The sequence below is a fragment of the Rhodococcus artemisiae genome, assembly GCF_036327795.1.
GTDB lineage: Bacteria > Actinomycetota > Actinomycetes > Mycobacteriales > Mycobacteriaceae > Rhodococcus > Rhodococcus artemisiae.
On record NZ_JAUTXY010000002.1, the window covers coordinates 539,495 to 558,955 of the forward strand.

The 19,461-nt window shown below is 64.8% G+C and carries 18 protein-coding genes and 1 pseudogene; 17 read left to right on the forward strand and 2 right to left on the reverse strand.

The annotated features are described in order from the left end of the window. Nucleotide 1: 1 nt before the first annotated feature. Genes Q7514_RS06850 through Q7514_RS06860 form a run of 3 tightly spaced genes read left to right on the forward strand, consistent with a single transcriptional unit; the run spans nucleotide 2 to nucleotide 4,207 of the window. Nucleotides 2–2,476 carry a CaiB/BaiF CoA-transferase family protein gene (locus tag Q7514_RS06850; RefSeq protein WP_330132493.1) on the forward strand — a complete coding sequence of 825 codons (2,475 nt, stop codon included), beginning with the start codon at nucleotides 2–4 and terminating at the stop codon, nucleotides 2,474–2,476. Between the two features lie 43 nt (nucleotides 2,477–2,519). Then, nucleotides 2,520–3,395 (forward strand): SDR family oxidoreductase, encoded by an 876-nt coding sequence (locus tag Q7514_RS06855; protein ID WP_330132494.1) that lies wholly within the window; start codon nucleotides 2,520–2,522, stop codon nucleotides 3,393–3,395. A gap of 2 nt (nucleotides 3,396–3,397) precedes the next feature. Then, nucleotides 3,398–4,207, forward strand: coding sequence for an SDR family oxidoreductase (locus Q7514_RS06860; RefSeq protein WP_330132495.1), 810 nt, complete (start codon nucleotides 3,398–3,400; stop codon nucleotides 4,205–4,207). A gap of 91 nt (nucleotides 4,208–4,298) precedes the next feature. Here the strand turns inward: Q7514_RS06860 and Q7514_RS06865 are convergent, their stop codons facing one another. Next, nucleotides 4,299–5,063, reverse strand: a complete 765-nt coding sequence (locus Q7514_RS06865) for an SDR family NAD(P)-dependent oxidoreductase (protein WP_330132496.1) — start codon at nucleotides 5,061–5,063, stop codon at nucleotides 4,299–4,301. Between the two features lie 174 nt (nucleotides 5,064–5,237). Here Q7514_RS06865 and Q7514_RS06870 point away from each other — a divergent pair, with 174 nt between their 5' ends. The 9 genes from Q7514_RS06870 to Q7514_RS06910 are packed head-to-tail and all read left to right on the forward strand — an operon-like array spanning nucleotide 5,238 to nucleotide 12,477. Further along, nucleotides 5,238–5,765: a DoxX family protein gene (locus tag Q7514_RS06870; protein WP_330132497.1), complete on the forward strand. Its 528-nt coding sequence runs from the start codon at nucleotides 5,238–5,240 to the stop codon at nucleotides 5,763–5,765. A gap of 2 nt (nucleotides 5,766–5,767) precedes the next feature. Next, nucleotides 5,768–6,223: a nuclear transport factor 2 family protein gene (locus Q7514_RS06875; protein WP_330132498.1), complete on the forward strand. Its 456-nt coding sequence runs from the start codon at nucleotides 5,768–5,770 to the stop codon at nucleotides 6,221–6,223. Continuing rightward, nucleotides 6,220–6,954 (forward strand): tyrosine-protein phosphatase, encoded by a 735-nt coding sequence (locus Q7514_RS06880; RefSeq protein WP_330132499.1) that lies wholly within the window; start codon nucleotides 6,220–6,222, stop codon nucleotides 6,952–6,954. Before Q7514_RS06875 ends, Q7514_RS06880 begins: the two co-directional genes overlap by 4 nt. Further along, the gene (locus Q7514_RS06885) at nucleotides 6,951–7,766 is read left to right on the forward strand and encodes an enoyl-CoA hydratase-related protein (RefSeq protein ID WP_330132500.1); all 816 of its coding nucleotides are present in this window, start codon (nucleotides 6,951–6,953) and stop codon (nucleotides 7,764–7,766) included. Before Q7514_RS06880 ends, Q7514_RS06885 begins: the two co-directional genes overlap by 4 nt. 59 nt (nucleotides 7,767–7,825) lie before the next feature. Continuing rightward, a complete protein-coding gene (locus Q7514_RS06890; protein WP_330132501.1) occupies nucleotides 7,826–9,451 on the forward strand; it encodes an AMP-binding protein in 1,626 nt (541 codons plus the stop codon). Further along, entirely contained in the window at nucleotides 9,448–10,440 is a 993-nt protein-coding gene (locus tag Q7514_RS06895; RefSeq protein WP_330132502.1) for an NAD(P)H-dependent flavin oxidoreductase, read from the forward strand. The genes Q7514_RS06890 and Q7514_RS06895 overlap by 4 nt, the downstream gene beginning before the upstream one ends. Next, nucleotides 10,437–10,874, forward strand: coding sequence for a PaaI family thioesterase (locus Q7514_RS06900; RefSeq protein ID WP_330132503.1), 438 nt, complete (start codon nucleotides 10,437–10,439; stop codon nucleotides 10,872–10,874). The genes Q7514_RS06895 and Q7514_RS06900 overlap by 4 nt, the downstream gene beginning before the upstream one ends. Then, nucleotides 10,871–11,677: an enoyl-CoA hydratase/isomerase family protein gene (locus Q7514_RS06905; RefSeq protein ID WP_330132504.1), complete on the forward strand. Its 807-nt coding sequence runs from the start codon at nucleotides 10,871–10,873 to the stop codon at nucleotides 11,675–11,677. Before Q7514_RS06900 ends, Q7514_RS06905 begins: the two co-directional genes overlap by 4 nt. After that, nucleotides 11,674–12,477: an SDR family NAD(P)-dependent oxidoreductase gene (locus Q7514_RS06910; protein WP_330132505.1), complete on the forward strand. Its 804-nt coding sequence runs from the start codon at nucleotides 11,674–11,676 to the stop codon at nucleotides 12,475–12,477. Before Q7514_RS06905 ends, Q7514_RS06910 begins: the two co-directional genes overlap by 4 nt. A 12-nt stretch (nucleotides 12,478–12,489) precedes the next feature. Here the strand turns inward: Q7514_RS06910 and Q7514_RS06915 are convergent. Further along, nucleotides 12,490–13,269 (reverse strand): annotated as a pseudogene (locus tag Q7514_RS06915) (ATP-binding cassette domain-containing protein). A gap of 131 nt (nucleotides 13,270–13,400) precedes the next feature. Here Q7514_RS06915 and Q7514_RS06920 point away from each other — a divergent pair. From Q7514_RS06920 to Q7514_RS06940, 5 genes are read left to right on the forward strand one after another with little or no spacing between them, the layout of a single operon-like run. Then, the gene (locus tag Q7514_RS06920) at nucleotides 13,401–14,936 is read left to right on the forward strand and encodes an acyl-CoA synthetase (protein WP_330132656.1); all 1,536 of its coding nucleotides are present in this window, start codon (nucleotides 13,401–13,403) and stop codon (nucleotides 14,934–14,936) included. A gap of 55 nt (nucleotides 14,937–14,991) precedes the next feature. Further along, nucleotides 14,992–16,575, forward strand: coding sequence for an ABC transporter substrate-binding protein (locus tag Q7514_RS06925; protein ID WP_330132506.1), 1,584 nt, complete (start codon nucleotides 14,992–14,994; stop codon nucleotides 16,573–16,575). Further along, on the forward strand, nucleotides 16,572–17,522 hold the full coding sequence (locus tag Q7514_RS06930) for an ABC transporter permease (protein WP_330132507.1): 951 nt from the start codon (nucleotides 16,572–16,574) through the stop codon (nucleotides 17,520–17,522). Before Q7514_RS06925 ends, Q7514_RS06930 begins: the two co-directional genes overlap by 4 nt. After that, nucleotides 17,509–18,438: an ABC transporter permease gene (locus tag Q7514_RS06935; protein WP_330132508.1), complete on the forward strand. Its 930-nt coding sequence runs from the start codon at nucleotides 17,509–17,511 to the stop codon at nucleotides 18,436–18,438. The genes Q7514_RS06930 and Q7514_RS06935 overlap by 14 nt, the downstream gene beginning before the upstream one ends. Then, nucleotides 18,435–19,448, forward strand: a complete 1,014-nt coding sequence (locus Q7514_RS06940; protein WP_330132509.1) for an ABC transporter ATP-binding protein — start codon at nucleotides 18,435–18,437, stop codon at nucleotides 19,446–19,448. Before Q7514_RS06935 ends, Q7514_RS06940 begins: the two co-directional genes overlap by 4 nt. Nucleotides 19,449–19,461: the final 13 nt, after the last annotated feature.

Sequence of the window (19,461 nt, forward strand, 5' to 3'; positions counted from 1 at the left end):
AATGAATACCACGCAAAAAGGTCGATTCACTTCGCGCGAAACCGATGTGGCTCCGCTTGCAGGCCTCACGGTCATCGATTTCTCGGCGACTTCACCGGGAGCGCAGGTCACTCAGTTCCTCGCCGATGGCGGCGCTGACGTGATCTGCGTCGAGCCGCCCGGTGGAAGCCCGCTCCGCGCACAGCCGGGATGGCCCGGATTGGCGCGCGGCAAACGCAGTATCGTGCTGGATCTGAAAGATGCGAACGACCGTGCCGTCGCCGACGGCCTGATCGCGGGCGCGGACGTCCTGGTCAGCACGTGGCGTCCTCGGACCGCGGAGCGTCTCGGCTTGGATCCCGTTGCTCTCGAGCGGCTCAATCCGCGGCTGGTCAGTGCTTCGATCACCGGCTGGGGGCCTTCCGGGCCGTGGGCCGATCTGAAGGGTTACGAGGGCCTGGTCATGGCCAAACTCGGAACCTTCCACGCCAAGAAGGCGATGGTCGCCCGCCCGGGGCCGGCGTTCGTCTCGGTGCCATACGCCGGCTGGGGTGCTGCACAGACCGCGCTGCACGGAATTCTCGCCGCCCTTCTCGATCGTGAATCCACGGGCCGGGGCCAGAATGTCCAGGCCGACCTGGTCAGGGGTGTCACTGCGCTGGACACGTGGACCTGGTTCACCGAAATGGTCAGTGTGCGGTGGCCCGATGCCTACCAGAGCGTCGACGCATTCGACGAGAACATGGAGCCGCAGGCGTCGTTGATCTATCCGCTGTTGATCGCACCGACGAAGGATGGGCACTGGCTGCAATTCGCGCAGGTCGAGCCACGACTGCTCATCGCCATGCTCGCCGAGTTCGGCTTTTCCGAGATCCTCGCCGACCCGAAGTGGACCGGATTCCCCGCGCTCGAGACGCAAGAGCTGCGAACCGAACTGTGGGAGGCCATGATCCGCAAGGTCGGGGAGCGGACGCTGGCCGAATGGCAACAGGTGCTCGAGACGAATCCCGACATCATGGCGGAAGTCTTCCGCGGCGGGGCCGACATCTTGGGCCATCCGCAACTGGCGTACGACGGTCGCGTCGCGGTATTCGAGGACCGGTCGATTGGCAAGATACGGCAGCCGTCCACACTTGTTCACTGTGAGGAGCAACCGTTGTGCCCACCGCGCCGTGCTCCCGGTGTGGACGAGCATGGCGCAGAACTGCGCGGACGAGCCGACCATGATCGCAACCGTGCTGAGACCGCAGAAAACGCTGCTGCAGAGGAGTTTCCGCTATCGGGGATTACTATCGTGGAGTTCGCGCTGCAGTTCGCGGGCCCGTACGGTACGACGCTGTTGACTGATCTGGGTGCACGGGTAATCAAGGTGGAGAGCCTCGAGGGCGACACGATCCGCAGAGTTGCGCCCTTCCCGGAAGCCGGTGGAGCCAAGGTGATGCAGGGGAAGGAGAGCATCTGCCTGGACCTGAGCACTGACGAGGGCCTGCGCATCGCCCACAGCCTTGTCGAGAAGGCCGACGTCGTGCTGCAAAGTTTCCGAGCCGGAGCCGTGGAGCGTGCCAAGATCGATGCCGAGACGTTGAAGGCAATCAATCCGGATCTGGTTTATCTCAATGCCTCCGGCTACGGCACCAGCGGACCGTTCGGGACCCGGCCCGCATATGCACCGTCGATCGGTGCCGCGTTCGGGTTTGCGTTGACCGATGCGCCCGATGCGGCGGATGCCGCTACCGGCTCGCTCGCCGAGGTCAAGGTCGCGGCAGCCCGACTCAACGCCGCCACAGCGGTTCCTACAATTCAGGCCGATGGAGTCGCAGCCATGGCTGTGGCGTCCGCGATGCTGCTCGGCCTGCTGGCCCGCAAGCGAGGCCGGCCGATGGGCACACTCACCACTACCATGATCGCCTCGGCGAACCACGCCCTGCTCGATCGGGTCATCGACTACCCCGGCAAGCCCGCGCCCCCGACCGTGGATGCCGGTGGCTACGGCTTCTCCGCGCTCTACCGGATGTATCGTGCGGCCGACGGCTGGGTTTTCCTAGCGGCACCACAGGATTCCGAATGGGCCGCGCTGGTGGCGGCAATGGCCGCCAAGGTAGATCTGAAGCTCCCACACTTTGCCACCTCTGTCGCCCGCCACGACAACGACGCGTCTCTCGCCGACGCCCTCGCCGAGGCATTCGCCCGCAAGCCCGCTGCGGAATGGGAGCAGGTGCTGACCCGCGCCGACGTTGGGTGTGTCGAAGTGACCGAAATCCGGCCGGAGCGGCACCTGCAGACAAACGATGCGGCGTCGGCGGAATATTGCACTGCGGCGATGAGTCCCATCTTCGATGAACACCTCCGGATGGGCCCGACCGTTCGGTTCTCACGATCGTCCACACAAGCCGAGGGCGGTTGTATGGCCGGCGATCACACGGACTCGGTCCTCACCGAACTCGGATTCGGTGAAGCAGCTATCACAGATTTGAGGAAACGCAGCGTCGTCGGCTGATGTTTTCTGACACTTTCCACTCGGCGTGAGGGAGCAATCGACAATGGACACCACTGGAAATGCGTTGCCTGTAGCGATCGTGATCGGGGGCAGCGGTGGCATGGGCCAGGCCTGCGCGCGCAGGTTGGCAACCGATCATCTCGTCGTCCTGGCGAACAGGGATGTGGGCAAGAGCGAGGCGGTCGCCCGGGCGTTCGCGGAGGACGGACTCCATGCCGTAGCTATCGCCTGTGATGTCACGCGGCCGGAGTCGGTTGCCGAAATGGTGCGACGTAGTGCCGAACTCGGATCAGTCGATGTGGTTGCGCTCGTCGCGGGTTTGTCGCCGAGTATGGCCGATGGGCGGCGCATCATGCATGTGAATCTGGTCGGCGCCGCGACGGTCGTCGAGGTTGTTCTGCCGGTGATCGCACCGGGTGGCGTGGCGGTTCTCGTGTCGTCGGTCGCCGGGCACAGAGTAGCCGCGGGCTCCGAGGTAACGGCGTTGCTCGACGATCCGTTGGCCGAGTCGTTTCTCGATGATCTCGAAGTGGCGCTCGGCCGGGAGCTGACGGCTATGGAGGGGTACCAGTTCTCCAAGTTCGGGGAGATCCGGATGGCTCGTCGTCTCGTCACCCGGTTCGCGGAGCGTGGTGCGCGCATCGTGTCGCTATCGCCGGGAATTATCGAAACGCCGATGGGGGAACTCGAATTCCGAGAGAACCCGAAGAAGCGCGCACTGTTCCAGCGCAGCCCGCTCGCACGGGTCGGCACCCTCGACGAAATCTGTGACGCGATGGAGTTTCTCTGCTCCGACCGGGCCGCTTTCATCACAGGCACCGACCTGCTCGTCGACGGAGGTCTGACGTCTGCCGTCGAGTTCGACCTTCCGGATCCCTCCGGGAAACCGATCGACGCCACTCTCGTAAGGAATTCGTAACCATGGACACTGTGCAAGGAAAGACCGCCGTCATCACCGGTGGTGCGAGCGGTATCGGCCGGGCAACTGCTCACTCGCTTGCGCGGCGCGGAGCTCAGGTGATCGTCGCCGACATCGACGCCACCGGCGCGGCCGCCGTCGCGAGCGACATCATCGGAAGTGGTGGCAGCGCGACCGGCGTGCGCTGTGACGTCGGCGGTGAGAGTGCATTCGAGGAACTGAAGGCGTTCGCATTGGACGCCTATGGGCGAGTCGACATCGTGATGAACAACGTCGGTGTGCTCACCCGCGGTCTGCCCGACCACATCCCGGTCCACGAGTGGCAGCGGGTTATCAACATCAACCTGTTGTCCGTGGTGCGCAGCAACGACGCCTTTCTGCCGTTGCTCGTCGAACAGGGCAGCGGGCACATCGTCAATACCGCCTCTTTCGCAGGGTTGTACACCTACGCATACGACCGTCTGCCGTACGCAGCAAGCAAGGCAGCGATCGTGCAGATCTCCGAAGGGCTGGCCTTGTACCTGCGACCCAAAGGCATCGGTGTCACTTTGCTGTGCCCGGGACCGGTCCGGACCAACATCGCCGCGTCACTGCCTTCGGGTTTCGGTCCTGCCACCGGAACCCGGGGCCCTGGAACACAGTTCGGATTCCTGGAACCGGAGGTTGTCGGTGAGCAGGTTGCCGACGCAATCGTCGACGGCACCTTCTGGTTGCCGACTGACGCTCAGGTTCGTGACGTCCTCGTGCAACGAGCGTCGGACTGGGACGCCTTCATCGACGAGAAGGCCAGGGAGATCGCGTCCTCGGATTGAGCGGCTCAGCACCGATACAACGCTGAGGAGGGGCCGACCGATGATCGCATCGGTCGGCCCCGCTGCAGGGGTTGTTCGGGGAATGCAGAATCTACACGGGACCCATGCGAATTGCGCCGTCGATCCGGATGGTTTCGCCATTGATCATGGCGTTGTCGACGATCGACAGGGCCAGCTTGGCGTACTCGGCCGGCACGCCCAGGCGCGACGGGTGCGGAACCTGCGATGCAAGAGATTCGCGGACCTTGTCGGAAATGTTGTTCAGGATCGGTGTCTCGAATGTGCCGGGAGCGATCGTGACGACGCGGACCAGTTTGCGTGCCAGGTCGCGTGCTCCGACGAGCGTCAGGCCCACGATGCCCGCCTTCGCAGAGGCGTAGGGCACCTGGCCGATCTGGCCTTCGAAGGCTGCGACGGACGCGGTCATGATGACGACGCCGCGCTCCCCGCCGACCTCCTCGTTCTTGACCATGCGTGCTGCGGCGAGACGCAGCACGTTGAAGCTGCCGACGAGGTTGATGTCGACGACCTCTTGGTAGAGGTCGAGACTGCCGGGAGTGCCGTCCTTCTCGACGAGGCGCAGCTTGCCGCCGCGGCCGGCGCAGTGCACGACGGCGCGCAGTGGAGCCTTCTTTTCGGCCTCGGCGAGGGCGGCGTCGACGGCATCCGAGTCGCGGACGTCCGCGGGTGCGAACGTCGCGAGGTCGCCGAGTTCCTTGGCTACGGTCTCGCCGTCCGAGGTCGGCAGGTCGATGATGACGGTCGGGACGCCTCGCGCGATGAACGCCTCGGCCGTCGCTCGTCCGAGGCCGGAGGCTCCGCCGGTGACCGCGGCGGACGCGTTGGTGAGATCCATGGAAAAGTAACCTTTCGTTCGCAAGAGCAGCGGCGCAGGGCTGTCGACCTGGGTGTGAAACGGCTACCCTTGCCGATAACCTAGTTATACAGGTAATACTTGTTTAGCAGGATTGGTGTGGCACCGGCAACACATCCGTCCGCGAATGACCATGTCGAGTGAAACGGAGCTGAAGTGGACACGATCGACACCGGCCTGGTGATACTCCGAGTGCTACTGGGGTTGACGATGGCCGCCCACGGATACGGCAAGCTCTTCCGCGGTGGCCGCATCCCCGGAACGGCCGGATGGTTCGACAGTATGGGTATGCGACCCGGCAAGGTACATGCGTGGCTTGCCGCCCTTACCGAAGTAGCTGCAGGCCTAGCGCTCGCGCTGGGTCTTCTCACCCCGTTCGCGGCGGCCGGGTTCGTCTCGCTGATGTTCATTGCCGCGTGGACCGTGCACCGAGGTAAGGGCTTCTTCGTGGCTGCCGACGGTTGGGAGTACAACCTCGTACTCGCCGGGGGAGCTGTGGTCGTCGCAATCATGGGCGCCGGCAGCGCGAGCTTCGATCACCTGATCTTCGGCAACAATCTGCTCGACGGTTGGGTCGGCGGCGCAATTGCGCTGATCGGTGGCCTGGCCGCGGCCGGCATCCTGCTCGGGGCGTGCTATCGACCTGCACCGAAGCAGAGCGACGAGGCGGTGACGGTGTCGTGACGATGGATCTGTCGGAACTTCACGCCCGCGAAAGCGTCCGCGACACGGTCGCCCGTTACGCGCATGCAGGTGACGGTGGAAAGCTCACCGAGCTCGCCGAATGCTTCGCCCCGGACGGAACACTCGAAATCAAGGGCCGGTCCACCGCGACGGGCCGGGACGCGATCGTCGACTTGCTCGGCGGAAGCGCGACGTCGGCCGACCCGCCACGCACCACGTCAGGCGCGAAGTTCTTTCAACGACATTTCGTCGCCAATCTGAATTTCGATTCGATCACGCCCGAGCGCATCGAGACGCGTGCCTACTTCGTGGTGTTCGGACCAGACGGTGCCGACCACTGGGGCCGGTACCGGGACGCCTTCGTGCCGGTCGGCGACCGCTGGCTCTTCACGCACCGCTTCGTGGCTGTCGACACGATGGCACCCGGTTCGTTCCTCGCGGCACGATGGTCCCAATGACAGCACGCGGATTTGTCAACCTCCGCGACGTGGGCGGGCTGCCGCTCGTCGGCGGGGGAGTGACCGCACATGGGGTCCTGTACCGCGGCGACGCTCCGTATCCGGGCGACTCGGTGCTTCCCGCGCTCGAATCCTGGCCACCGAGCACCATCATCGACCTGCGCGGTGACACCGAACGTGATCGGTTCGCGTACGGCTGGCCGACCGGCACGGTGGTACACCACATGCCGCTGTTCGATTCGGCAGCACCCGGCGCCCGTCCGGTCGATCTGCAATCGCTCTACACACGCATGCTTCACTACAACGAAACCAGGGTGGGGGAAATCCTCGCGCGCGTCGTCGAACCCGACGGTGCCGTCCTGCTTCACTGCACGGCAGGCAAGGACCGCACGGGCGTCCTCGTCGCGGTGCTGCTGCTTGCGGCGGGTGTCGAGCCGGACGCCGTCGTCGACGACTACGTCCGCAGCGAAGAAGCCTTGTTCGACCTCATGGACCGGTGGCTCGAGGTGGGTGTCCGTACCCGCAACTCCCCACCGCTCGCCGAGCAGTTCCTGCGCGCACCCGCCGACGCGATTGCACCGATTGTCGAGCAACTCACGGCGGCACCCGGGGGACCGGCGCAGTGGATGCTCGACCACGGCGCGAACCCCGACCACCTCGATACATGGCGGGCTCGGATACACAGGGTCGCTGTACCGTTCACCGGCAGCCCGGAAGGACAGAAGTCATGACCTCGACTCGAACCGATGTCGCGGCACCGGCGGTGCTGACCGAACTCCGCGACGGCGTCCTTGCCATCACACTCAACAGACCGCACGCCCGCAACGCGATGAATGCGGACATGGCCGGACAGATCGGCGATGCCCTCGAACGCGCCCACCACGACCCGGAGGTGCGGGTGGTAATCCTCACCGGCGCCGGCGAGCAGGCGTTCTGTGGTGGCGGTGACCTCGTAGCGATGTCCGAAGGGCAGTCCCTCGAACCCTCGGCCCCTGACAAGGAAGCGTGGGGTTTCGGCGGAGTGTGCCGGCACCCCATTGACCAGCCGATCATCGCGGCAGTCAATGGTTTTGCGGTCGGAGGCGGAGCTCAGATCGTCCTTGCATGTGACCTTGTCGTGGCAGCGGAGAGTGCCGTGTTCTCTCTCCCCGAGGTCGGCAACGGCCTCGTTGCCTCCTCCGGCGCGGCAGTGCGGTTGCCTGCGTGGCTGCCTCGGCCGATCGCCATGGAACTCCTGCTGCTGGGCCGCCGTTTCACCGCCGCCGAGGCCCACGCGTGGGGACTCGTCAACCGTGTCGTACCGCCCGGTCGTGCTCTCGACGAAGCGTTCGCGATGGCCGAGATCATCGGCCGGCAGGCCCCGCTCGCTGTGCAGGCCACCAAGCGTGTGGTGGCGGGCATCGTCGACCGCGAGTTCGTCACCGAACATGATGCCTGGGAAAGAAATCTGATCGAGACTGCTGCGAACCGGGCCACAGAGGACGCGAAAGAAGGCCCTCGCGCGTTCGCCGAGAAGCGCCGACCTGTGTGGCTGGGCCGGTAACTCCCACCCCTTTGCGTCTTTCCGTACTACGCCGACCGACCAGAACCGAGGCGCCCGAGATGACAGCACCCGAGATCAGCACCTACGACCCCATTGCGTTACGCGAGTTGTGGTACCGCGAAGGCTTCTACAGCGAGCGCACGTGGCCCGACGTGCTTGCCGAGAGTTGCGTCTCCGGAGCGTCGACGACCGTCGTCTATGCCGGCGCAGAAGGCGCGCAACTCGTGACGACGGTCGGTGAGATACACATGCTCGCCCAGCGGGTTGCTGCCGCGTTGCAGGATCGTGGCATCGCACCCGGTGACGCCGTGGCCGTGCAACTGTCCAACCGTATCGAGGCGTCGATCGCCTACGCAGCAGTGTTGCTCACGGGCGCAGTACTCGTTCCGATCGTGCACATCTACGGACCGAACGAGGTCCGCTTCATCCTCGAACAGTCACGCGCAAAGGTCCTCGTCCAGGCCGACCGCTGGCGTTCGATCGAGTACAGCGACCGTGTCGCCGCGTACTCCGACATCCCTACCCTCGAGCACGTCGTGGTGGTCGGCGATGCCGTACCAGCCGGCGTGTGTGCGTGGGACGAGCTCGTCACCACCACATCGGTGTACACCCCGCCGACCGTTCACTCCGACGACGTCGCACTGCTGATCTACACCTCGGGCACCACGTCTGCTCCCAAGGGTGTACAGCACAGCCACAATTCGCTGCTCGCAGAGCAGCGGTCGGCACCGCAGTACCTGGGCGCGGGGGAGGACGCCGTGCAGCTCGTGTCGTTCCCGCCCGGACACATTGCGGGCGTCGGCAGCGTACTGCGGCCGTTGCTCCACGGCCAGGACACGGTGTACATGGACACGTGGGATCCGTCCCTCGCCGTCGAGCTGATCGCCCGACACCGTGTCACCGCGACGTCGGGCACCCCGTTCCACCTCACCGGAATGCTCGACCTCGGCGACGTCGCCGGAAAGCTCACGACGATGCGTGAGTTCCTCATCGGAGCAGCTACGGTCCCCGAGGACCTGGTCCGCCGTGCAGCAGACGTGGGGATCGGCACCTACCGCTGCTACGGGTCGACCGAACAACCCACCGTTACCGCAGGCTCGGCCACCGACCCGGAGGCCGCGCGCCTCGGTACCGACGGCTCGCCTCTCCCGGGCGTGCGGGTGCGCATTGTCGACGAGGCCGGCGCCGATGTGCCCACCGGCGCGGACGGCGAGGTTGTCACGCGCGGACCCGACCAGTTCGTCGGCTACCGAGATGCGAGTCTGAATGCCTCGGCATTCACCGTCGACGGCTGGATGCGCACCGGCGACCTGGGACATCTCGACGTCGACGGTCGGCTCACGATCACCGACCGCATCAAGGACGTGGTGATCCGTGCGGGTGAAACCATCTCGTCGGGACAGCTCGAGGATGTGCTTGTCACCCACCCGTCGGTGGCCGAGGGCGCAATCGTCGCCGCACCGGACCCCCGATACGGGGAAGTCGTCGCTGCAGTCGTGGTGACTGTGCCCGGCGCAGATATCGATCTGGACAGCATCCGCGAGCACTTCGTGAAATCCGGTCTCGCGAAACAGAAGACCCCGGAGCGATTCGTTCTCGTCGACGCGCTCCCACGTACGGCGCTGGGCAAGATCCGCAAGGCCGACCTGCGCGCCGAGCACTTCCCGAAAGGTGGTATCCGATGACCGTGCGGTGGCAGGACCTACGGGTGCCGGTGATGGCGGCGCCGATGTTCATCGTCTCGAATCTCGACCTGGTGATCGCAGCGTGCCGCGCGGGTGTCATCGGCGCATTCCCCTCCGCGAATCCGCGGGCTCCCGAGACACTCGACGACTGGCTCGGCGCCATCCGCGCCGCCGAGCGCGACAGCATCGATCGTGGTGAGCCGTTCGCGCCGTTCTGCGTGAACTTGCTCGCATCCTCCGCAGTCGACAAAGACAAGCGCGACCGTGCACTCGCAACTGTCGCGAAACACGAAGCACCGCTGATACTCACCAATATGGGCGATCCGCGTGAAGTCGTGGACGCCGCGCACGGATGGGGCGGGACGGTGTTCCATGACGTGACCACCATCCGCCACGCCGAGAAGGCGATCGAGGCCGGTGTCGACGGGCTCATGCTCGTGTGTGCGGGAGCCGGTGGGCACGCCGGCACCTTGTCCCCATTCGCCTTCCTGCCGCAGGTGCGCCGCATCTTCGATGGTCCGATCATGCTGGCCGGTGGTATCGCCGACGGACACGGCATCGCCGCAGCGCTGACGCTCGGGGCCGACCTTGTGGTGATGGGCACCCGGTTCATCGCGACGCGCGAGTCGGGCACCGTCGACGACCACAAGGACATGCTCGTCACTGCACGCAGCGAGGATGTCGTTTTCACCGACGCGATCGCAGGTCTGCCCGCCAGCTTCCTCGCGCCGTCGATGGTGGCGAACGGCCTCGACCCCGCAGACCTGCCGAAACCACTCGCGAAACACCGCCCGAATCTGCCGGCCGGTGTCAAACCGTGGAAGACGGTGTTCAGCGGCGGTCATTCGACCGGGTTGATCCACGATGTCCCGCCCGTGGCGGGCGTGGTCGACCGGCTGGCTCACGAACTCGGCGCGGCTCGTGAGGCGGGCAACTGGCGTACCACCCTCGCAGCAGCAGTGTCACGCGACAAGAACGATCGATCATGACGAGTACTCCTGATTCGCTCACTGTCACCGGCTTCAACGCGCACCTCGGCATGACGCTGGCCGATGTCGGACCCGACCTCGTGACCGCGACGATCGAGATCGACGGGGAACACCTGCAGCCCGCGGGCATCGTCCACGGTGGCGTGTACTGCGCGATCATCGAGACGCTGGCGAGCGTCGGTGGCGGTCAGTATTTCTCGGGCCCCGGCCGCAGCGTAGTCGGGGTGAACAATTCGACGGACTTCATTCGAGCGGTGGGCGCGGGAAGTGTGCTCACCGCAGAGGCGACCCCGATCCACCGCGGTCGGACCCAGCAGCTGTGGCAGGTCGAGATCGTCGGACCCGACAACCGGCTCGTGTCCCGCGGAACCGTCCGGCTGGCGAATCTCGAATCCCGAGAAGATCACCCGAGCAAGGAATCGAGGAATTCATGAGCGACGTGCTATCGATCGAGAATCCGCGGGACGGTGTCAAGATTCTGCGGATGAACCGCCCGGACAAGCTCAATGCATTGGATCTCGACCTTGCAGCTGCATTGCACCGGGAATTCGATGCGCTCGCATCGGATCGCACGACTCGGGTGGTTGTCCTCACCGGAGCCGGTCGCGGCTTCTGTGCGGGCCTCGACCTCGACGGATACGGTGATATTCCCGGTACCGAGGAGTTCGGGGAAGTGCACCGGACGCTGGCACGCCAGCAGGACATCGCTTCGCTCGTGCAGAAGATTCGACGGCTGCCGCAGGTCTTCGTCGCCGCCGTCAACGGTCCGGCTGCCGGCGGGGGATTCGCGCTTGTGTGCGCGTCCGACGTACGAATCGCCGCCGAAAGTGCGGTCTTTGCAGTGTCGTTCATCAAGGTCGGGTTCTCCGGTTGCGATATCGGCACCTCATGGTTGTTGCCGCGCATCGTCGGCGCAGGCCGCGCACACGAACTCATGCTCACCGCACGCAAGTTCGGCTCCGACGAAGCCGTGCGGATCGGTCTGCTCGCCGACGTCGTCCCCGATGACGCACTGGCCGGCCGTATCGACACCTGCGTGAGCGATCTGCTCGCGGCACCACCGTTGTCGCTGGCGCTGACCAAGCGCGGCATGTGGCTTTCGCTCGAGATGCCGTCGTTCGACACTGCCGTCGAATTCGAGAACCGGCAGCAGGTTCTGACCTCGGTGACAGCCGACCAGTCGGAAGCGATGACCGCCTTCGTGGAGAAGCGGTCGCCCATCTACGAGAACCGATGAGAGAAGACTCCGTGGGTAACGAGAATCCTGAACGTGAAGCGTCGGTCGTTCTGATCAGCGGGGCGGGCCGCGGAACCGGGCGTGCGATTGCGCTGCGTCTGGCCCGCGAAGGATTCGACGTCGCCGGCTTGTATGCGCGAAATGACGAAGCTGCCGAAAGTACTCGAGCTGAGGTGGAGTCGACCGGTGTGCAGTGCCGAATGTATCGGTGCGACGTCGCGGACGCGGCCGCCGTCGCGGAACAGGTCGAGCAGGTGTCGGCCGATTTCGGCCGCATCGACGCACTGGTCCACAACGCCGGAATCGCCAGCCGAGGAAAGACCGTGGCCGACACGGAACCGGCAGAGATGGCCCGGGTGATCGGCGTGCACGCCTTCGGCGCGTTCCATCTGTTGTCGACAGCGATTCCGATGCTGCGCAAGTCCGAACGGGCGTCAGTGGTGCTGATCTCCAGCACCGCGGCGGCGACGGCGGCGCCGGGTAACGCACCGTACACGATCGGCAAGGTAGCGCTCGAGGCGCTGGGCAGGACGGTTGCGGCCGAAGAGGCCCGCAACGGTATCCGCGTGAACATCGTGGCCCCCGGCCTTATCGCCACCGAAATGGGGGACCGTCTGGCCCGGGCCGTCACTGGCGCCGCAGATGCGGTCGAACTGGACGCGCAGATGCCGTTTGGGCGAGTCACCCGCCCGGAAGACGTTGGGGAAGCGGTGGAGTTCCTGATCTCCGACCGCTCTCGTCAGATCACCGGTCAGCGCATCGAGGTCCACGGCGGCGTTCCGGGAGTGCCGCGGCCGTAGCCGCACGGTGAATCAGACAGCCGCGGTCTCGGGTATTTCCGGGATCGCGGCCAGCAGAGTCCGAGTGTAGGCCTGCTCCGGCTCGGAGAACAGAGCCTCGGTAGGGGCGTGCTCTACGATCTTGCCCGCTCGCATCACCGCAACCGAATGCGCGAGCTTCTCGACGAGGGCAAGGTCGTGGGTGACGAACAGATAGGCCACGCCCCGCTCTTCCTGGAGGTCGAGCAGCAGGTTGATTACTTGTGCCTGAACGGATACATCCAGGGCCGCGACAGGCTCGTCGCACACGATCAACGACGGGTCCGTGCTCAGCGCACGGGCAATCGCCGCACGCTGCAGTTGACCACCGGACAGTCCGGTGGGGTAGCGATCGAGTAGATGCGTGCCGAGGCCGACGCTCTCGAGCAGCGCGGCGGCCCGATCTTTCAACTCGTTCCTAGGGCAGACCCCGTGCACCAAAAGCGGTTCGGCGACTGCCTTCCAGATCCGCATACGTGGGTTGAGGGATGAGAACGGATCCTGGAAGATCATTTGCGCATCGCGTCGGAAATTCCGCAGATCGACGCCACGCAGACTGCTAACATCCTAACCGCGGAACCTGATCTCGCCTGAATCTGCGTCGGTCAGTCGCAAAACGAGACGACCCGTCGTGGATTTACCTGCGCCGGATTCTCCTACCAGAGCGAGGGTTTCACCCTCGATCACGGTGAAGGAAACGTCGTCGACCGCCGGCCGTGATACAGATCCGTGCGGGAATGTCTTCGACAGTGAGTGAACGTCGAGAAGGGGCATGGTGCTCCATCGGGTCAGTGGATGCCAGGGTTGTGTGATGCGTGCAACATAGTATACAAAGTGTCCTAAGTGAAGTTGTAGTTTTGCCGTTCGTTTCGGGACGGCCTCGTGGAGGGACTGCCATGACGGCGATGAACCTGACGGACCTGGCTGCGAACTACGAGGCCAAGCCGGCGGTCGCAATGGCAGGCAGCGGTGCCACGCTGAGTTACCGGGAGCTCGAAGATGCTTCCAACCGCATCGCTCACCTGCTCCGACAGCGCGGACTGCGAGCCGGTGATCACATCGCGATTCTCATGGAGAACTGCCTGGACGTGTTCCCGGTCGTCTGGGCCGCACAGCGAGCCGGGCTTCTCTACACACCCGTCAACTGGCACCTTGCCGACGACGAGGCAGCGTACGTCGTCGAGAATTGCGGTGCGCGTCTACTTGTCCACTCCGAACAGCTCGACCGACTGGCCGCCGTCGTCGCAGCCGAGACTCCTGCAATCGAAGGGCGATTGACCGTGGGGCAGACGTCGCCGAGTGGAGCCGAGCGGGTCGCGGATGCAGTCGTCGACCTTCCGACTACCCCGATCGACGACGAGATCGAAGGGTATTACATGTTCTATTCGTCCGGCACCACCGGAAGGCCCAAGGGAATTCTGCCCGCACTGACCGGCGCATCTTTCGGGACCGGACTGATGATCGACACGACGATGCGCAATGCCTTCGGATTCGGTCCGGATACGGTATATCTGAGTCCCGGTCCCCTCTATCACGCGGCGCCGCTCGGATGGAGCATGGGCACCGTCCGCAACGGAGGCACTGCGATCATCATGGACCGCTTCGACGCCGAGGTTGCGCTGGCCGAGATCGGTGCACAACGCGTGACCCACGCCCAGTTCGTGCCGACGATGTTCGTACGCATGCTCAAGCTGCCGGATGAGACCCGTGTCCGGTACGACGTGTCGAGCCTGCGCGTCGTGGTCCATGCGGCCGCGCCGTGCCCGACCGAGGTGAAGGAGCGCATGATCGACTGGTTCGGCCCGAAAATCCTCGAGTTCTACGCGGGTAGCGAAGGCAACGGGTTCTTCATGATCACCACTCCCGAGTGGCTCGAGCACCGAGGGTCCGTCGGTAGACCGACCCTCGGGGAGGTGCACATCTGCGACGACGACGGAGTCGAACTCGCGCAGGGTGAAGTCGGCACCATCTGGATGAGTGGTACCGCGAAGTTCGAGTACCACGGAGACGCTGACAAGACCGATGGTGCGTACAACGACAAGGGTTGGAGCACGCTCGGTGATCTCGGGCATGTAGACGAGGACGGCTACCTCTATTTGTCGGCTCGACGCACCGACCTGATCCTGTCCGGCGGGGTGAACATCTATCCCCAGGAGATCGAGGACGCGCTGACGATGCACCCGGCGGTTCTCGACGTCGCGGTCGTCGGCGTACCGGACGAGGAGATGGGGCAGCGGGTGCACGCGGTGGTGACCCCGGCCGACGGCATCGCTGCGGACGAGGCCCTTGCTGCCGAGCTGATTACTCATGCGCGGGAAAAACTTGCACATTTCAAGGCGCCCCGGAGTGTCGAGTTCGGTGAGGTGCCGCGCTTGCCGAGCGGCAAGATCCTCAAGCGCGCACTGCTCGCCCGCTACGAGGGCACGGGCGTCGCATGGTAACGGCACACCCACCGCGGGGACGGAACCTGGGCCGCAACGAGTTCGAAGGAGAACCATGGCCGTTCACAGATCACGACGCCTCATCGGGGCGACAGCTCTTGCCGTGACGATGCTCGCCGCAGGCTGCGGATACGGGCCGAACAGTGCGGAGTCGGTGACGAACCAGGCCACTGCGGTTCTCGACCGCGACGCCGGCCTCGTCGCCGCCACCGTCGCGGTGCCGACAGGGTTCGACCCGCATCGCGAACGAACATCGGGTGAACGGGTGTACTACTACCCGGTCTTCGATCGGCTCACACGTGTTGAGACCGGCGGAGTCGTCGTTCCGATGCTCGCGACGTCCTGGGACACCGCGCCGGATGCGATGGCGATGAGGATGTCCCTCCGCGAGGGCGTGGTCTTCCATGACGGCACGCCGTTCGATTCGCGAGCGCTCGTCGAGTCCGTCACCAGGGCGAAAGAACTGCCCGAATCCGTGGTAGCGCCCTTCTTGACGACCCTCGACCGGATCGAAGTCGTCGACGATCACGAGGTGGTGTTCCACTACCGTGAACCCACACCGGATATGCCGACGCTACTCGCCGGCCCGGCGGGCGCGATGATCAGCCCCGCCGCGCTGGCGGACCCGACCCGCGACCTGCGTGTCGATCCGGGCCCCGCCGGCACTGGTCCGTATCTCGTGGAGACGTTCGTACCCAGTCAATCTGTGAGCTACGCGCGCGCGCCGGACGAGAACTGGGACCCGGATGCGGGTGCGCTCGCACACCTCGAGATTCGCTACATCGCAGACGACCGCACCCGCGACTCGGCGATCCGGGCGGGTGAGATCGATGTTTCCTATGTCAACGCCACAGTCGCTCAGGCGGTGCGGCAGGCGCAGCTCGCGGCGCAGGGCAGCACGTTGAAGCTCATCGAGGAACCGACGAATCAGCTGGCAGCATTGTGGCTCAGCTCGACTCGGATGCCCGACCATCGTATGCGTGAAGCTCTCATCCGTGGAATCGACCGTGACGCAATTGCCGAAGGTTACTACCAGGATGTCTGTGCCCCGTCGGCTCAGATGTCACGGGACGGCTTCCCCGGCCACGTCGCCGAGTTCACCGACCCCTATCCGTACGACCCTGACCGCGCGCGTAGACTCGTCGACGAGATCGGCGCAACAACATTCGAGATCACGTACGCCTCGGGCCGAGAGGCACTCCCGGTCATCGCCGCCGACAATCTCGACGACGTCAGCATCGACACCATCCTGCGACCTGGTACGAGCATCGAGGCAATCACGGCATTCCGCACCCATCAAACCGACTCGTTCATGTACTCCATTGCGCCGGAAGGTACCCCGGCCGATACGGTGAAGTGGACCATGGCCGGCTCTCGGCTCTCCTACGATGATCCCGAGCTTGCCGCGCTCGCCGAACAGGCGTCCAGGACGGTCGATCCGCAGGAACGCGAACGCATTAATGCCCAGCTCATCACTGCTCTTGCCGAAGCTGCGATCTTCGTTCCGATCTGCCACTACAACACATACTTCCTCACCGCGTCCGACGTGGTCGGCTTCGACGAGGCGATCAACGGTGAGTCCCAGTTCATGATGGACCTGCGCTACGTCGGGCGGGTCGGAGAGGCGGAGCCGTCGTGACGACACTGCGCCGGGTCGTCATCACGACCCCGGTCCTGTTCCTTCTGGTCACCTTCTCGGTCTTCGCGATGATGGCGGCAGCACCGGGAGACCCTGCTATCGACCTCGCCGGCCAGAACGCCACGGACGAGGACATCGCCCGCGTGCGTGGCGAATTGGGTCTGGATCAACCGTTCTTCATTCGGTACTGGGATTGGCTCTCTTCGGCCCTGACCGGCGATCTGGGCACGTCCTACAGTAGACGACAGCCCGTCACCGAGCTCATCGGTTCGCGACTCGAACCGACCCTGTCGCTTGCGTTGGTCGCGGTTATCATTGCGATCGTTCTGGGTGTGGGTCTGGGCATTGTTGCCACCGTGCGCCCCGGAGGGGTGATCGACCGGATCGTCGGTGTCGTGTCCGCGGCGGGTATCGCACTCCCGCAGTTCTGGGTCGGCATGCTCCTGGTCATGGTGTTCGCCCTGACCCTGCGCACCATGCCTGCCACCGGATACGTTCCGTTGTCCGAGGGCGTGGCCCCGTGGGCAGCGCATGTGGTGTTGCCCGCAGTTGCCTTGGCCATCATGCCTGCCGCCGAACTCGCCCGGCACACCCGAGGCTCGGTACTGGAAGTGCTGGACAAAGACCACATTCTCACCGCGCGAGCAAAGGGCATACCGACCTGGCGGATCTACACGATGCACGTCGTGCGCAATGCGGGCATCCCGATCGTCACTGTTCTGGGCATCCGCATCGCGCAGTTGCTCGGCGGCACGGTCGTCATCGAAACCGTTTTCGGCATCCAAGGTCTCGGAACCTTGACCATCGACTCCGTGCTGGGACGTGACATTCCGACGATTCTCGGGATCGTTGCGCTTGCCGCTGCTGTCGTGCTGGTGATCAATCTGCTCGTCGACCTCTCCTATCGCTTCATCGACCCGAGGACGGTCAACCGTGTCGCTGCATGATGAAAAGGCCCCGGCCTCGATCCCGGTCGCACCTCCGGCATCGGCCGAAGCCGAGAAGCTGCCCGCCGCGGGCGCGAGTATAGTTACCACGACTGTACGTGCGCTGTGTCGAGATCGAGTCACTCTGTGCGCCCTCGTCTTTCTGGGTTTCGTCACGCTCGTGGCGATTGTCGGTCCGCTTGTCGTGGCCACGGATCCCAACACCTTGAACCTGCGGCATGCCCTGGTTTCACCGAACTCCGAATTCTGGCTCGGAACAGATGATCTCGGGCGTGATCAGTTCAGTCGACTGGTCGACGCAACGCGCGTGACCATGATCGCGGCGACAGAAGCTGTGCTCGTGTCGGTGATCATCGGTCTGCCACTGGGGTTGGTATCCGGATACTTCGGGGGGAGGGTCGACGCCGTGCTCGGCCGGCTCAACGATGCGCTGATGAGCGTGCCCGCCCTCCTGCTCGCCGTGACTGTCGTTGCAGTCGTCGGGCCCGGCCTGACGACCGCGATGTTCGCGATCGGTGTGGTGTTCTCACCCTCGATCTTCCGCATCGTCCGCGGTGCCACGATGGCGGTGCGTTCCGAAACTTATGTGGAAGCTGCTGTGGCGATCGGATGCCGGCCGCTGCGCATCATGTTCGTCCATGTGCTGCGTAATACCTTTCCACCGGTGTTGGTTCAGGTCAGCTTGCTCTTCGGCATCGCGATGATCGCCGAGGCGAACCTCAGCTTCCTCGGCTTGGGTGTGACCCCACCGCAGGCGAGTTGGGGATCGTTGCTGCGCACCGCGTTCGACAACTTCTATGCGGCACCGTTCTTGATGTTCGCGCCGGGCTTGGCCATCGCGCTGACGGTTCTGGCGTTCTCCCAGATTGGTGACGGTCTGCGCACCGCCGTCGGCGACACGAAGGGGACACGATGAGTAAGCAGAGCGCTACCGCGGGAGATATCGTTCTCGAAGCGCGCGGCCTCACGATCGAGTTCGGTAACGGACCGAATGTGATCCGACCGGTCGACGGCGTCGGCCTGGTCCTCCGACGCGGTGAAATGCTCGGGCTGGTAGGCGAATCCGGTTCCGGTAAGAGCGTCACATCGCTCGCGATCACAGGCCTGACCGAGTACACCGGTGGCCGCATCGTGTCCGGCAGCGTCCGCCTCGGTGACATCGACGTCCTCGCGCTCACACCCAAGCAGCGCAGCGCAATTCTCGGTCGCGATATCGGCATGATCTTCCAGCAGCCACGCCGCAGTCTGAATCCGACGATGTCGGTCGGGGGACAGATCGCAGAATCGGTGCGGCGTCACCGCGGTGGAAGTCGCAAGGACGCGTGGGCGCGGGCCGTGGAGATGCTCGATCGGGTGCGGATCCCGGATGCGGCGCGGCGTGCGCACGAGATGCCGTTCAGTTTCAGCGGCGGGATGGCGCAGCGCGTGATGATTGCCATGGCGCTGGCATGCGAGCCGTCCGTTCTGGTTGCTGATGAGCCGACGACCGCGCTCGATGCAACGGTGCAGGCCCGTGTGATGGAGTTGCTTGCCGAACTGCAGCACGACCTCGATGTCGCGGTTCTGCTCATTACGCACGATCTGGGCGTCGCGTCGGGGGCGTGTGATCGGATCGCGGTGATGTACTGCGGGCAGATCGTCGAGGAGGGCCCGACGTCAGAGGTACTGGCCGGGGCATCACACCCGTATACGAAAGGCTTGCTGGCCGCGACACCACGTCGCGGTCGTGGCGACAGGCTCGAACCCATCCCCGGCAGCGTGCCGGCTCCGAATGCGGTTCCTGTCGGCTGCCGGTTTCACCCTCGGTGTCCGACGTACACGCCCGGGGCATGCGATACGCATCCTGTTCAGCTCGAACATCGGTACGAGAGACGTGCCGATCGCTGCGTGCATCCTCAGGAAAACCAGGTCGTCTCGCTCGCATGAGGCGTGCGGTGGG

Excerpts from the sequence above, each read along its gene's own strand:
- Q7514_RS06880 (WP_330132499.1), top strand. The coding sequence starts at position 6,220 with ATGACAGCACGCGGATTTGTCAACCTCCGCGACGTGGGCGGGCTGCCG.
- Q7514_RS06850 (WP_330132493.1), top strand. The coding sequence starts at position 2 with ATGAATACCACGCAAAAAGGTCGATTCACTTCGCGCGAAACCGATGTG.
- Q7514_RS06920 (WP_330132656.1), top strand. The coding sequence starts at position 13,401 with ATGAACCTGACGGACCTGGCTGCGAACTACGAGGCCAAGCCGGCGGTC.
- Q7514_RS06855 (WP_330132494.1), top strand. The coding sequence starts at position 2,520 with ATGGACACCACTGGAAATGCGTTGCCTGTAGCGATCGTGATCGGGGGC.
- Q7514_RS06890 (WP_330132501.1), top strand. The coding sequence starts at position 7,826 with ATGACAGCACCCGAGATCAGCACCTACGACCCCATTGCGTTACGCGAG.
- Q7514_RS06865 (WP_330132496.1), bottom strand. The coding sequence starts at position 5,063 with ATGGATCTCACCAACGCGTCCGCCGCGGTCACCGGCGGAGCCTCCGGC.
- Q7514_RS06875 (WP_330132498.1), top strand. The coding sequence starts at position 5,768 with ATGGATCTGTCGGAACTTCACGCCCGCGAAAGCGTCCGCGACACGGTC.
- Q7514_RS06900 (WP_330132503.1), top strand. The coding sequence starts at position 10,437 with ATGACGAGTACTCCTGATTCGCTCACTGTCACCGGCTTCAACGCGCAC.
- Q7514_RS06910 (WP_330132505.1), top strand. The coding sequence starts at position 11,674 with ATGAGAGAAGACTCCGTGGGTAACGAGAATCCTGAACGTGAAGCGTCG.
- Q7514_RS06895 (WP_330132502.1), top strand. The coding sequence starts at position 9,448 with ATGACCGTGCGGTGGCAGGACCTACGGGTGCCGGTGATGGCGGCGCCG.
- Q7514_RS06885 (WP_330132500.1), top strand. The coding sequence starts at position 6,951 with ATGACCTCGACTCGAACCGATGTCGCGGCACCGGCGGTGCTGACCGAA.
- Q7514_RS06940 (WP_330132509.1), top strand. The coding sequence starts at position 18,435 with ATGAGTAAGCAGAGCGCTACCGCGGGAGATATCGTTCTCGAAGCGCGC.
- Q7514_RS06905 (WP_330132504.1), top strand. The coding sequence starts at position 10,871 with ATGAGCGACGTGCTATCGATCGAGAATCCGCGGGACGGTGTCAAGATT.
- Q7514_RS06925 (WP_330132506.1), top strand. The coding sequence starts at position 14,992 with ATGGCCGTTCACAGATCACGACGCCTCATCGGGGCGACAGCTCTTGCC.
- Q7514_RS06860 (WP_330132495.1), top strand. The coding sequence starts at position 3,398 with ATGGACACTGTGCAAGGAAAGACCGCCGTCATCACCGGTGGTGCGAGC.